Below are 12,848 nucleotides of genomic sequence, written 5' to 3'. Positions count from 1 at the left end.
CGCGTGCCTCTGACCCGGGCCGAGCAACTCATCGATCTGCTGCTGGCGCGCCAGCAGCCCCGCGCCGTCCTTGAGAAGACCACGCGCCTGCCTTATGGCTGGGCGTTGTGGCTGCGCTCGCTGGGGCCGCTGCCGCGGCCGTTGCATGCCAGCGAAGTGATTGCGGTATTGCTGCCGCGTCCGCTGCCCGGCCGGCCAGGCCAATCGCCGCAGTTGTCACCGTGGCAGGCGTTGCGCCGTCTGTTCTGGCAGGACTGGGACGCTGCGCCGCGCGACCAGCGCTGGATGCGCTGGACCTCGGCGCTGATCAGCGCACTGCTGCACCTGCTGTTCTTCATGCTCCTGCTGTGGGTGGCGGTGATCCGCACCACTGCGCCAGACGAAGAGGGCGCCGAGGGCGAGCGCGTGCAGGTGGAGTTCGTCGGCCGCGCGACCCAGGAAGGCGGGGGTGATCAGCCCGGCGCCGAAGTCGCTGCGGCCGCTGCGGCAGGTCGGGTTGCGACGGGGCAGCAGGCGGACGCCGCCACAGCTCCTGCCCCGCGTCCGGCGGCTGCCGAAGCCGCCGCATCTTCCCCTGCATCCGCGCCGACCGCCAGTGTTCCTCCTCCGCCAGCCGAAGCCGAGCCGGCGCCGGTTGCCGCGCCGCCGCCTTCACCGGTCCAGGCCACCGAGGTGGCGCAGGCCAGCACGGATTTCGTGGTGCCGCCGGTCAGCGTGCCGCGAACCGAAGTCAGCGTCGTACCACGTGACAGCACGCCCGCTGTGCGCGAGCGCAGCGTGCAGCCGGTGCAGGCGCCGCCGACGCCAAGCCAGATGCGCAGCCCGGAACTGGCCGTGCGCACGCCGCAGGTGCGTGACATCCAGGTGCGCGAACGCGAAGTCAGCATCGTCGAAGCGCCCGTCGCGCCCAAACCGCTGCGCAGCCCTGAAATGCAGGTGCGCGTGCCACAGCAGGACGTGCAGGTGCGTGAACGTGAAGTGCAGGCCGTGGCCGATCCGCAGGTGCGGATGGCGGCGGTGGCCGGGCGTGAGCCCGCCGTACGCGCGCCCACCGGTCGTGATGTACAGGTGCGGGAGCGTGAAGTGGCCCCGGCACCGGCGGCGGCACCGGCATCCTCCAGTGGCAGTGCCTCCGTGACGCCTGCGGCTGCGGCGCAAGGCAGCGCGGCGCAGACGAGCAGCAGCACGCGTCCGTCGGCCTCCGGCAGCACACCGGCAAACGCCGGAGCGCGCCCGGCGCCCAATCCAGGCAACTGGGCCACGCCTGCCAAGGGCGACGACTGGGGTTCCTCCAGCCGTAACCGTGACGGTGCCAGCAGTGGCGCCCGCCAGGCCAGCAGTGCCGGCAAGGGCAATGGCCTGTTCAATGCCGATGGCAGCGTGCGCGTGCCAGGCCAGGACGGCGATGGCCATGCCGAGCGCGGTGCGCCCGGTGGCGCCAACGACGGCTGGAGCAAGGAGCGCATCGCGCAATCGGGCACATGGCTGAAACGTCCGCCGTACGACTACACGCCGACGTCGTTCGACAAGTACTGGGTGCCACAGGAATCGCTGCTGGCCGAATGGGTGCGCAAGGGCGTCAAGGCGATGGAGATTCCGTTGCCGGGCACCAACTCGAAGATCTCCTGCGTCATTTCGATCCTGCAGGCCGGTGGCGGCTGCGGCCTGACCAACCCCAACATGCAGGACCAGCCGGCCGTGGCACGACCACCGCCGGACATCCCGTTCAAGAAGGAACTGCAGGAAGACAACGGGAGCCGCTAGGACGGCGCATCCACGCATGGCGTGGATCTACTGTGCATCCAGCTGCGCCGGGTAGATCCACGCCATGCGTGGATGATCCATGGGGGGGCACGCCCATGCCGACCAAGGTCAGCCTCTATCAGGGCGTTGCCCTTACGCGCTCTGCGACAGGAACACCCAGAACGGGACGTCGCGGCCGACCCAATCGCGGCTGGCTTCATCCATCACGTCCAGCAGGGTGTCGAAGTCCCTCTGTGCGGCGGCGCGCAGCGCGTCCACATCGCACAGGAACAGCGCGTAGCCGTTGGCCGGCAGCCATTGCAGATCACGCAGGTTGTCCGACAGTGCATCCCAGTTGCCGCCGAAACCGGCCGGGAAATCCAGTTGCGCGGCGAGCCGGGCGAGGAGGGTGCGCTTGTCCGTCACGCCCTCCAGATCGATGCGGATCACCTTGAGGCTGGCATCGCGCATCGCTGCGGCCAGTGCGCCGATGTCATCGCTGTCGATGGCATAGACGCCGGCATTGTTGATGTCATGCAGGCCGAGGCCGAAATCATCGTGGCTCATCACTGCGCTCCCTGGGCCGGTACGGTGAAGCTGCGGAACGATTCGTAGTGGTCGTCGGTGTAGTACCAAGCCTCCGGCGGATCGCCGCCGGTGACGATGCGGCGCGTGCCACGCGTGCGTGCACCGGGGGTGTCGACGGTGTACTCGCGGTAGTAGCCACGCGGACGTTGCGGCAGCTGCTGCTCGCGGTTGCCGAAGGTGGTGCCGTCCTGGCGGTGCGGGAATGGACCGCCTCGCTGGATCAGGGCAATGGTCTGGCGTGCTTCGGTGGGCAGGAACGCGGGCAGGCCGTTGTCCCGTCCGGGCGTGGCCGTGGCAGGGGCCCGTGCGGTCGGTGTTCCCTGCAGGTCCGGTGCGAACTGTGGCGCCGGCGGCCGCTGCAGGAAATGGTTGGCGACCAGGCCGAGCAGCAGCAGGGCGATGGCGGTGATCAGCAGCCGGGGGTTGCGCATGGGCAGGGGCGGGCGAGGGTGGTACACGCACTGTAGCGCCTGCGCGCTGCATGGCGCATGAGGAGGGCGCCGCGTCACTGCTGCGTAACAATTGCCGTCGTGCTCACTGGCAGGACGCAATTTCCTTTACATCCCCCTTGGTAATCTGCGGGTCTGTCCCCATCATTCACGGCGCACCGCCCGACATCGTCGGGTGCCCTCGCAATCAGGAGATGCATCATGGCCTACACCCTGCCCAAGCTGTCCTACGCCTACGACGCGCTGGAGCCGCATATCGATGCGGCGACGATGGAAATCCATCACACCAAGCATCACCAGACCTACATCAACAACGTCAACGCGGCGCTGGAAGGCACCGAATACGCTGACCTGCCGGTCGAAGAGCTGGTGAAGAAGCTCAAGTCGTTGCCGGAGAACCTGCAGGGTCCGGTGCGCAACAACGGTGGTGGCCATGCCAACCACTCGCTGTTCTGGACCGTGATGGCCCCGAACGCAGGTGGCAACCCGGTGGGTGACGTGGCCAAGGCCATCGACAAGGACCTGGGCGGTTTCGACAAGTTCAAGGATGCCTTCACCAAGGCGGCGCTGACCCGTTTCGGCAGCGGCTGGGCGTGGCTGAGCGTGACCCCGGACAAGAAGGTGGTGGTCGAGAGCACCGGCAACCAGGACAGCCCGCTGATGGAAGGCAACACCCCCATCCTCGGCCTGGACGTGTGGGAACACGCGTACTACCTGAAGTACCAGAACCGCCGCCCGGAATACATCGGCGCGTTCTTCAACGTCATCGACTGGAATGAAGTCGAGCGCCGTTACCAGGAAGCGATCGCCTGATCGCGGTGACGGGATGAGTGGAAAGGCCGGGGGAGACCCCGGCCTTTTCTGTTGCAGGATCCCGGCACGACCTATTCCGCCGTGGCCGTAGCGTCCTGCAGGCGCAGGGTTGCCAACACGCCCAGGCGCAGTCCGGGCAGGTCGCCGTCGGCGGGCAGCAGGATCGGCTGCTGGCGGATGCCGCCGAAGTGCTTGACCTGGAACAGCACGTCCAAGCCGTGGCCACTGGCGCCGCCGCCACTGGCCGCAGGCGGCTCGGGGCGGCCGCCGGGATTGCGCCGTGCCGGCTGGAAGCCGGGCGTGCTCCGCACCAGCTCCACCGTGCTGGCCGAAAAGTCGCCCGCGATCAGGCTGGGCATGCCTTCGGCGGTGGCGCCGATCCAGGTCATCAGGTCGCTGGTCTGGTGTTGGCGGGCAGTGGCCTCGTCCGGGTCCGGGCGCAGCCGCGCCACATAGATGTTGACCAGCGCCTCGCCCAGCTTCAGCCGCATCATGCCGGCCGCACTGAAGGTGCCGGGAGGATGCAGCAGGGTCACGCCGTCCTCGCTCACCGGCAGCCGGGTAAGCATGGCATTGCCATGGCGCAGTGGCTGGCTGGGTGGGTCGGCGGTGACGAAGTCGCAGCTGTAGCGCAGCCGGCTGGCCAGCCAGCAGGCCGGGTTGCGGCCTTGCTGCTGCAGCACCTGCTGCACCGAGATCACGTCCGGCTGCAGGTCAGTCAGCAGTTGTGCGACCTGCTCGCGGCGCTGCTTCCATTGCGCGTCATCGCGGCTGGGCAGCTCCAGCGCGGCGACCGTCAGCTGCCGAGGTTCGCTCTCACTGGCAACGGCGGCCGGCGCCTGTGGCCGTGCCTGCGCCTGCAATGCCAGCAACAGCGCAAGGCAGCTGAGCAGGAGGCGGGCGGGGGCGAGGGGGCACATAACGATAAGTTTACGCTTTTGTCGTGGAGGTGCCGTGACTTCCGGCAGGGCCTGCACTGCCTGCCATGGATTGGCACCGTTGTCATGCAGCCCTGCAGCGTGCTTCGCAGGTCCTGGTTCCGGTAACCTTGCGCCTTTCGCTTTGCAGGAATGCCTTACAGGATGAGCCACGACGCAGTCGCCCCCATCGCCGGCCAAGGAAAGATGCCGCGCCAGATTCCGTACATCATCGGCAATGAGGCCTGCGAACGGTTCAGTTTCTACGGGATGCGCAACATCCTGGTGCAGTTCCTGATCACCTCGCTGCTGCTGCAGGAAATCACTGCGGAAGGCCGTGCCGGTGAAGCCAAGGACATCATGCACAGCTTCATGATCGGCGTGTATTTCTTCCCGCTGCTCGGTGGCTGGCTGGCCGACAGGTTCTTCGGCAAATACCACACCATCCTCTGGTTCAGCCTGGTCTACTGCGCCGGCCACCTGTGCCTGGCGCTGTTCGAGAACAGCCGCGAGGGCTTCTTCCTCGGCCTGGGCCTGATCGCGCTGGGTGCCGGTGGCATCAAGCCGCTGGTGGCCTCGTTCATGGGCGACCAGTTCGACCAGAGCAACAAGCACCTGGCCAAGATCGTCTTCGACGCCTTCTACTGGATCATCAACTTCGGCTCGCTGTTCGCCTCGCTGCTGATCCCGCTGGCACTGAAGAACTGGGGTCCGCAGTGGGCGTTCGGTATCCCGGGCATCCTGATGTTCATTGCTACCTTCGTGTTCTGGCTGGGCCGCAAGCGCTACGTGCTGGTGCCGCTGCCGCCGAAGGATCCGCATTCATTCGCCAACGTGGTGCGTACCGCGCTGACCACGCGCGTGGCCGGCCAGGGCCGTCCGGGCCTGGTGATCGCCGTGCTCGGCCTGGCGCTGGCGGCGGCCTCGTTCGGCCTGGTCGGCTCGCTGGGCATCGTGATCTGCCTGTGCCTGGCGCTGGTGGCCATCCTCGCCGGCATCGGTGGCGGTACCTGGTTGCAGCTGGACCGCGCCCGTGGCCAGCATCCGGCCGAAGCCGTGGAAGGCGTGCGCTCGGTGCTGCGCGTGCTGGTGATCTTCGCGCTGACCACGCCGTTCTTCTCGCTGTTCGACCAGAAGGCCTCGACCTGGGTCCTGCAGGGCCAGCAGATGCAGATGCCGAGCTGGTTCACCGCCTCGCAGATGCAGGCGCTGAACCCGCTGCTGGTGATGATCCTGATTCCGTTCAACAACCTGGTGCTGTACCCGGCCCTGCGCCGCTTCGGCTTTGAGCCGACCGCGCTGCGCCGCATGACCGCCGGCATCGCCTTCAGCGGCCTGGCCTGGATCGTGGTCGGCGGCATCCAGGTGGTGATGGACGGCGGCAACGCCATGTCGATCTTCTGGCAGATGCTGCCGTATGCGCTGCTGACCTTCGGTGAGGTGCTGGTCTCGGCCACCGGCCTGGAGTTCGCCTACAGCCAGGCGCCGCAGGCGATGAAGGGCGTGGTGATGAGCTTCTGGAACCTGACCACCACCATCGGCAACCTGTGGGTGCTGCTGTCGAACGCTGCCGTGCGCAACGATGCCGTGACCCACAGGATTGCCAGTACGGGCCTGAGCGAAGCGGCGTTCCTGATGTTCTTCTTCGCCGGTTTCGCCTTCGTCGCGGCGTTGGCCTTCGGTTGGTACGCGAAACGCTATCGTATGGTCGATAACTACCGTAGCGCCTGAGCCTGACATGACCCCTGTCAATCTGCTGTTGATCGCCATCACCGCCATCCTGTCGTGGATGGCGTTCAACAACCGCAAGCTGGCCGATCGCCTGATCCTGTGGCCGCCGGCCGTCGACCGCCATCGCCAGTACGACCGGCTGGTGACCTATGGCTTCATCCACGCCGACTGGTCGCACCTGATCTTCAACATGATCACCCTGTTCTTCTTCGGGGGATTCATCGAGAGTGTGATGGTGCAGCTGACCGGCAGCTACCTGACCTACCCGGCGTTCTACATTGGCGCGCTGCTGGTCTCGATCCTGCCCAGCTACCTGAAGAACCAGAAGAATCCGAACTACCTCAGCCTCGGGGCATCCGGTGCGGTGTCGGCGGTGCTGTTCGCCTTCATCCTGATCAAGCCGTGGTCGATCATCCTGGTGTTCTTCATCCCGGCACCGGCGATCATCTATGCCGCGTTCTACGTCGGCTACAGCATCTGGATGGACAAGCGCGGCGGCGACCGCATCAACCACAGCGCGCACCTGGCAGGTGCGGCGTTCGGCGTGATCTTCATGCTGGCCATGCAGCCGAGCATCTTCAACCACTTCCTGCGCGAACTCTCCAACCCGACCTTCCGCCTGGGCGGCTGAAGCGTGCCGGGGTCGGATCCTGTGGATCCGGCCCCGGCGTATCCGGTTTCAGGCCTGGGTCGTGTGGCCGTAGGTATCCAGCAGGCGGGCGAACACTTCCTCGCCGATGCGCTGGAAATCCTGATCCTCGGTCTGCCCTTCCACCGCCAGTTGCAGCAGGCCCTCCAGCAGGGCGCGGTCGGTATCGGAATGGGAATCGCTGGCGTGCATGGGAGCCTCCACGGTGGTGCACATGGTCAACGGTCGCAAGGGTCGTGCCAGCCTGGCCGTACCCCTCCATAGGCGATAGCGGCCGGCCCGCCTCCAGCTTGAGGGCGAAAACTGACGTGAATGGACTGGACTTGCCCCTGTTCAGGCTTCACGCGATCATGGCGCCCGGCTGCGCACCATCCACGCAGTCGCCGCAGGAGACAGTTCCATGGCTTCGGTCACGCCCCCCGGTCTGGCCTACGAGGTCGAACACGACCTGGCCAACCACCGCTTCACCGCCCGTGTGCGAGGACAGCTGGCGGTGCTGGACTACCAGATCAAGCGCAAGCGCATGGTGATCACCCACACCGAGGTGCCCGAGCCGATCGCCGGCCGTGGCATCGCCGGTGAGCTGACCCGCGTGGCACTGCGTTTCGCCCGCGAGCAGAAGTACAAGGTGGTGCCGGCATGTTCCTACGCCGAGGCTTTCCTGCAGCGGCACGAGGAGTACCACGACCTGCTCGTTGGCTGAGTGCCAGCGGGCCACGCTTCAGCCATGGCAGGCGATGATGTACAAACATGAACAGGGGATCCCGATGAAGATTGGAAACAACCGGCCATTGCACGGCAGCGTGCTGGCCGGCGTGGTGGGCGTGCTGTTGCTGGCCGGTTGCCAGCGTGAAAGCGAGCCGGCACCGGCGACCGACGCGGCGCCCGCCGCCGAAGCCACCGCCGCCGGCGAGACGCCGGCCACGGAAGCGCCGCTGGACCTGCGCGACGTGATCGAAAACAACGAGCGTGAGGTGGTGGGCATCAGCTACCCGGCGGGTATCGACCGCTACCCCGGCCTGGCGCGCGCGCTGCAGGACTATGCCACCAGCGCACGCAGCGACCTGCAGCAGGCGCTGGACGGGCTGGGCAACGACAAGCCGACCATGCCCTACGAGCTGTCGTTGAGCTTCGAGAAGCTGCTGGAAACGCCGCAGCTGGTGGTGGTCAGTGCTGATGGCAGCCGCTATACCGGCGGCGCCCATGGCGAACCGCTGGTGGCGCGCTTCGTGTGGCTGCCGCAGCAGCAGCAGATGCTCAGCGCCGACAAGCTGGTGGCCGATGCCAAGGGCTGGAAGGTGATCAGTGAGTTCGTCGCCGACCAGCTGCGCGAACGCGTGGCCACCCGCCTCAGCGGCGAGGACATGGACCCGGCCCAGCTGCAGGAAGCGCTGCGCAACGCATCGCGCATGATCGCCGACGGTACTGGCCCGCAGGCCGACAATTTCAGCCAGTTCCAGCCACTGACCGACGACAAGGGGCAGATCACCGCGCTGCGCTTTGTTTTCCCTCCGTACCAGGTGGGTCCATACTCGGACGGCACCCAGACCGCCGATGTACCGGCGGCGGTGCTGTTGCCGCACGTGGCCAAGGACTACGTGGAGCTGTTCGCACGCGGTTGACCGCAGTCGAGGAGGTGACGTGGATACAGGGTTGCAGGAGCGGGTCGCCGGCCTGCTCCACGAAGCCGGGGTCCGCATCGGCGGTACCCAGCCACAGGACATCCAGGTGCATGACCCGCGCTTCTTCGCGCGGGTCATGGGCCAAGGCTCGCTCGGCCTGGGCGAGAGCTACATGGAAGGGTGGTGGGATGCGAACGTTCTGGATGAATTCCTCGCCCACCTGATGCAGGCGCACCTGGATGAACGGGTGCACGGCTGGCGCGAAGTGGCCGATGCGCTGAAGGCGCGCCTGTTCAACCTGCAGGCGGGGCAGGGCAGCTACGAGGTCGGGCGCCGTCATTACGACCTGGGCAACGATCTCTACCAGGCCATGCTGGGCCAGCGCCTGGTCTACAGCTGCGGCTATTGGCGCAACGCCGATGATCTCGACGCCGCACAGGAAGCCAAGCTCGACCTGGTCTGCCGAAAGCTGGGCCTGCGCCCGGGCCAGCGCGTGCTGGACATTGGCTGCGGTTGGGGCGAAGCGCTGAAGTTCGCCGCTGAGCGCTACGGTGTGAGTGGCGTCGGCGTGACGATTTCGCAGGAGCAGGCCGAGTTCGCGCGGAACCTGTGCGCGGGCCTGCCGATCGAGATCCGATTGCAGGACTACCGCGAGCTGGACGAACCGTTCGATGCGATTTTCTCGATCGGCATGTTCGAGCACGTCGGTGACAAGAACTACGCGGGCTTCTTCGAGGTGGCCAAGCGTTGCCTGTCGCCGCGCGGCCTGCTGCTGTTGCACACCATCGGCACCAACATCTCCCGGCATCGCACCGATCCGTGGATCGCGCGCTACATCTTTCCCAACTCGATGCTGCCGTCGGCGGCGCAGATCACCCGGGCGTTCGAAGGCCGTTTCGTGCTGGAAGACTGGCACAACTTCGGCACCGACTACGACCTGACCCTGCAGGCATGGCGGCGCAACGTGGAAGCAGCGTGGCCACGGCTGGATGCGCGCTATGACGAGCACTTCCGCCGCATGTGGCGCTTCTACCTGGCCGGGTCGATGGCCACCTTCCGCTGCCGGCACGCGCAGCTGTGGCAGCTGGTGCTATCGCCGGAAGGCGTGCCGGGCGGATACGTGGCGCCACGCTAAAGGGTGCGCGGGGGGGAGGGCGGGCCGGAGGCGACACTCACTGACGCCAAATCCGTGTGTTGCACGGTCTGCTCCGCGCGTGGGCGTCGTCGACGCTAAGCTGTTGGGTCGGCGGGATTACCGCATTCCTGAAGGCGTTGCAGCATGGGTTGGGACATCACCTACCATCCAGTCGCGGATTCGGGGATCCGTGACATCTATTTCCGTGCGCTGGAGGACGTGACGCTGGTCGAGGCGCTGCAACAGCGGTTCCGGATCGAGCCGTTCTACATGGAGCAGTTGCAGGAACGCATCGACGAGGCTCGCGCGATCAGCGCCGAAGTGCCTTTCGAGAAGGGGCACGCGTTGTACCTGGCGATCGTGGCCGGTCACCTGCGCCGGTATCATTACCTTCGCGGGAGCGCCCTTTCGTTCTTCATCGACGACCCAGTGATTGCCCGTTATTTCGCCGACTGGCGGCAACTGGTGCCGCCGCAGTGGGCGGACGCCGCTGCCGGAAACCACCTGCGCGAGAACTACGGTGGTGGTGTGTTCATCACGCATGACCGGCTGAAGCAGATGCGCGCGGACTACGGCGGGGACAATGAACTGCGTGCGCGTCTGGACGAGCTGTTTTCCGATGGTCGACTGGCCGTGTTCTGGAGCGTTGTCGATGATGCCATCGGCAAGGAATGCGGATTGCTGGAAGCAAGCGAGGTGGTCGAGCCGAACCCGATGGACCTCAATGCATCGACCAGCATGAGCAATCTACTCAACTGCGCCCCCGATGGCGCGTTGCTGTACGCGGAGGCCGCCGCGGCCCAACTGCAGGAGTTCCTGGGCGCCCATACCTCTCCTGCAGCTGCTCCAAAAAGCCGATGGTGGGAGCGGCTGTTCCGGCGGTGACCGGAGATCATCCACGGATGGATGGGATCTACCGGGACTGCAGTAGATCCACGCCATGGGTGGATGCCACAAAAAAACCGCCCGGTCTCCCGGGCGGCTTTCGTTTCACGCTAGCGCGCAGGCGATCAGTTGCCGGCGCCGGTCAGGCCACGCTTTTCCAGCAGCGGTTCGATCTGCGGCTCGTGGCCGGCGAAATCGCGGAACAGCTGCATCGCGTCGACGCTGCCGCCCTTGGACAGCAGGGTGGCGCGGAAGTGGTCGCCGTTCTTGCGGCTCAGGCCGCCATTGTCCTTGAACCACTTCTGGGTGTTGGCGTCGAGCACTTCCGACCAGATGTAGGCGTAGTAGCCGGCCGAATAGCCGCCCATGATGTGGCTGAAGTACGGGGTCTTGTAACGCGGCGGAACCGGCGCGTAGTAGATGCCGTCCTTCTCCAGCGCGGCGCGCTCGAAGGCCATCACGTCCTTGGCCGCCGGCACCTGGTCGGCGCCGATCTGGTGCCAGCGCTGATCCAGCATGGCCGCACCCAGGTACTCGGTGGTGGCGAAGCCCTGATTGAACTTGGCCGCCGCCAGCACCTTGTCCAGCAGCGCCTGCGGCATCGCCGAACCGTTCTGGTAGTGCTTGGCGTAGTTCTTCAGGATGACCGGGTTGTCAGCCCACATCTCGTTGACCTGCGAGGGGAACTCGACGAAGTCACGCGGCACCGAGGTACCCGAGAAGTACGGGTACTTCACGTTGGAGAACATGCCGTGCAGGGCGTGGCCGAACTCGTGGAAGGTGGTGTTCACCTCATCCCAGGTCAGCAGGGTCGGCTGGCCGGCCGGCGGCTTCGGGATGTTCAGGTGGTTGGCGACCACCGGCTTGAAGCCGGTCAGCTTGGACTGCGAGACGTAGGAGTTCATCCATGCGCCACCGCGCTTGGAGGCGCGTGCATACGGGTCGAAGATGAAGATCGCCAGCTGGCTGCCGTCGGCATCGAACACGTCGTAGACGGTGACGTCATCGTGATAGACCGGCAGGTCGGTGCGCTGCTTGAAGGTCAGGCCGAATTCCAGGTTGGCGGCATGGAACACGCCGTTCTCCAGCACGTTCTTCATTTCGAAGTACGGCTTCAGCTGCGACTCGTCGAAGTTGTACTTGGCCTGGCGCACCTTCTCGCTGTAGAAGGCCCAGTCCCACGGTTCCAGCTTGAACGTCGGCTTGCCGGCCGCCTTCTGTTCCTGGTCGATCATCGCCTGCAGGTCGGCAGCTTCGCGCTTGGCGTTGGCCACGGCGGCCGGAGCCAGCTTGCCCAGCATCGCGTTGACCGCTTCCGGCGTCTTGGCGGTCTGGTTGGTCAGGTTGTAGGCGGCGAAGTTCGGGAAGCCCATCAGCTTGGCCTTGTCGGCACGCAGCTGCATGATGCGCGAAACCAGCGCGGTGTTGTCGAACTCACCGCCGCGGCTGCCGCGGCTGACCGACGCTTCGTAGATCTTCTGGCGCAGGGCGCGGTTGGCCAGGTTGGTCAGCGGCGGCTGGCCGGTGGTGTTGAGCAGGGTGATCACGTACTTGCCGTCCTGGCCGCGGGCCTTGGCAGCTTCGGCGGCGGCGGCGATCTGCTCCTTGGACAGGCCGTCCAGCTCCTTGACGTCGTCGACGGTGATCGCCGAAGCGTTCACTTCCGACTGCACGTTCTGGCTGAACTTGGTACCCAGGTTGGCCAGCTCGGCGTTCATCGCCTTCAGCTTGGCCTTGTCGGCCTCGGACAGCTTGGCACCGGCGCGCACGTAGTTGTCGTAGTACTTCTCGACCAGGCGTACGCCTTCGGCGTCCAGGCCCAGCTGGCCGCGGGTGTCGTACAGCGCCTGGATGCGGGCGAACAGCTTGCCGTTCAGCGCGATCGCATCGCTGTGCGCGGCGAACTTCGCCGAGTAGTCGGCCTGCAGCTTCTTGCGGGTGTCATTGGTATCGGCACCGACCAGGCTGAAGAACACGGTGGTCGCACGGTCGAGGATGTCACCGCTCTTTTCCAGGGCGATGATGGTGTTGTCGAAGGTCGGCTTGGCCTTGTTGTTGGCGATCGCCTCCACTTCCTTCAGCTGCTGCGCCATGCCGGCGTCGAAGGCCGGGGCGAAGTCGCTGTCCTTGATCCTGTCGAACTGCGGATAATGCAGGGGCAGCGGGCTTTCGGCGAAGAACGGATTGGCCTGCTGGGCATGGGTGCTGGCAGCCGGGGTGGCGGCGCCGGCCGAGAAGGCGGGCAGGGCAAGGCCGAGGGACATGGCCACGGCAAGGGCAAGGCGGGTGGTCAAGGCAGGAACTCCGGTAAGGCAA

At 66.0% G+C, this 12,848-nt stretch carries 13 protein-coding genes; 8 read left to right on the top strand and 5 right to left on the bottom strand.

Features of this window, described 5'->3' with window-relative positions; translation table 11 throughout:
* The first annotated feature begins 3 nt into the window (after positions 1-3).
* Positions 4-1,764, top strand: a complete 1,761-nt coding sequence (locus tag AB839_RS01255; RefSeq protein ID WP_061478002.1) for a hypothetical protein — start codon at positions 4-6, stop codon at positions 1,762-1,764.
* A 132-nt stretch (positions 1,765-1,896) separates the two neighbouring features.
* Here AB839_RS01255 and AB839_RS01250 read toward each other — a convergent pair whose 3' ends face one another.
* Positions 1,897-2,310, bottom strand: a complete 414-nt coding sequence (locus AB839_RS01250; protein WP_061478001.1) for a barstar family protein — start codon at positions 2,308-2,310, stop codon at positions 1,897-1,899.
* Positions 2,310-2,762, bottom strand: coding sequence for a ribonuclease domain-containing protein (locus tag AB839_RS01245; RefSeq protein ID WP_061478000.1), 453 nt, complete (start codon positions 2,760-2,762; stop codon positions 2,310-2,312). The genes AB839_RS01250 and AB839_RS01245 overlap by 1 nt, the downstream gene beginning before the upstream one ends.
* Positions 2,763-2,981: 219 nt before the next feature.
* On the opposite strand from AB839_RS01245, the gene AB839_RS01240 reads away from it, so the two are divergent.
* The gene (locus tag AB839_RS01240) at positions 2,982-3,593 is read left to right on the top strand and encodes a superoxide dismutase (protein ID WP_005410310.1); all 612 of its coding nucleotides are present in this window, start codon (positions 2,982-2,984) and stop codon (positions 3,591-3,593) included.
* 71 nt (positions 3,594-3,664) lie between these two features.
* On the opposite strand, the gene AB839_RS01235 is transcribed toward AB839_RS01240, so the two are convergent.
* The gene (locus AB839_RS01235; RefSeq protein ID WP_061477999.1) at positions 3,665-4,513 is read right to left on the bottom strand and encodes an endonuclease/exonuclease/phosphatase family protein; all 849 of its coding nucleotides are present in this window, start codon (positions 4,511-4,513) and stop codon (positions 3,665-3,667) included.
* A gap of 162 nt (positions 4,514-4,675) precedes the next feature.
* On the opposite strand from AB839_RS01235, the gene AB839_RS01230 reads away from it, so the two are divergent.
* Together AB839_RS01230 and AB839_RS01225 are read left to right on the top strand one after the other, a co-directional pair.
* A complete protein-coding gene (locus AB839_RS01230; protein ID WP_061477998.1) occupies positions 4,676-6,241 on the top strand; it encodes an oligopeptide:H+ symporter in 1,566 nt (521 codons plus the stop codon).
* Between the two features lie 7 nt (positions 6,242-6,248).
* Positions 6,249-6,872, top strand: coding sequence for a rhomboid family intramembrane serine protease (locus AB839_RS01225; RefSeq protein WP_005417591.1), 624 nt, complete (start codon positions 6,249-6,251; stop codon positions 6,870-6,872).
* A 48-nt stretch (positions 6,873-6,920) separates the two neighbouring features.
* Here the strand turns inward: AB839_RS01225 and AB839_RS21640 are convergent, their stop codons facing one another.
* Positions 6,921-7,082 (bottom strand): hypothetical protein, encoded by a 162-nt coding sequence (locus AB839_RS21640; RefSeq protein WP_162911592.1) that lies wholly within the window; start codon positions 7,080-7,082, stop codon positions 6,921-6,923.
* Positions 7,083-7,290: 208 nt separating this feature from the next.
* Here AB839_RS21640 and AB839_RS01220 point away from each other — a divergent pair, with 208 nt between their 5' ends.
* The 4 genes from AB839_RS01220 (at position 7,291) to AB839_RS01205 (ending at position 10,532) form a co-directional block, all read left to right on the top strand.
* Positions 7,291-7,593 carry a GNAT family N-acetyltransferase gene (locus tag AB839_RS01220; protein ID WP_005417588.1) on the top strand — a complete coding sequence of 101 codons (303 nt, stop codon included), beginning with the start codon at positions 7,291-7,293 and terminating at the stop codon, positions 7,591-7,593.
* A gap of 37 nt (positions 7,594-7,630) precedes the next feature.
* Positions 7,631-8,512 (top strand): DUF3298 and DUF4163 domain-containing protein, encoded by an 882-nt coding sequence (locus AB839_RS01215; protein WP_061477997.1) that lies wholly within the window; start codon positions 7,631-7,633, stop codon positions 8,510-8,512.
* A 19-nt stretch (positions 8,513-8,531) separates the two neighbouring features.
* Entirely contained in the window at positions 8,532-9,647 is a 1,116-nt protein-coding gene (gene cfa, locus AB839_RS01210) for a cyclopropane fatty acyl phospholipid synthase (protein ID WP_061477996.1), read from the top strand.
* A 144-nt stretch (positions 9,648-9,791) separates the two neighbouring features.
* Positions 9,792-10,532, top strand: coding sequence for a hypothetical protein (locus tag AB839_RS01205; RefSeq protein WP_061477995.1), 741 nt, complete (start codon positions 9,792-9,794; stop codon positions 10,530-10,532).
* Positions 10,533-10,657: 125 nt separating this feature from the next.
* Here AB839_RS01205 and AB839_RS01200 read toward each other — a convergent pair whose 3' ends face one another.
* Positions 10,658-12,826: a M3 family metallopeptidase gene (locus AB839_RS01200; protein ID WP_061477994.1), complete on the bottom strand. Its 2,169-nt coding sequence runs from the start codon at positions 12,824-12,826 to the stop codon at positions 10,658-10,660.
* Positions 12,827-12,848 lie beyond the last annotated feature (22 nt).

This window comes from Stenotrophomonas sp. DDT-1, from assembly GCF_001580555.1.
In the GTDB taxonomy this organism is placed as follows: Bacteria; Pseudomonadota; Gammaproteobacteria; order Xanthomonadales; family Xanthomonadaceae; genus Stenotrophomonas; species Stenotrophomonas sepilia.
This window is presented reverse-complemented; position numbering and strand designations above follow the sequence as displayed.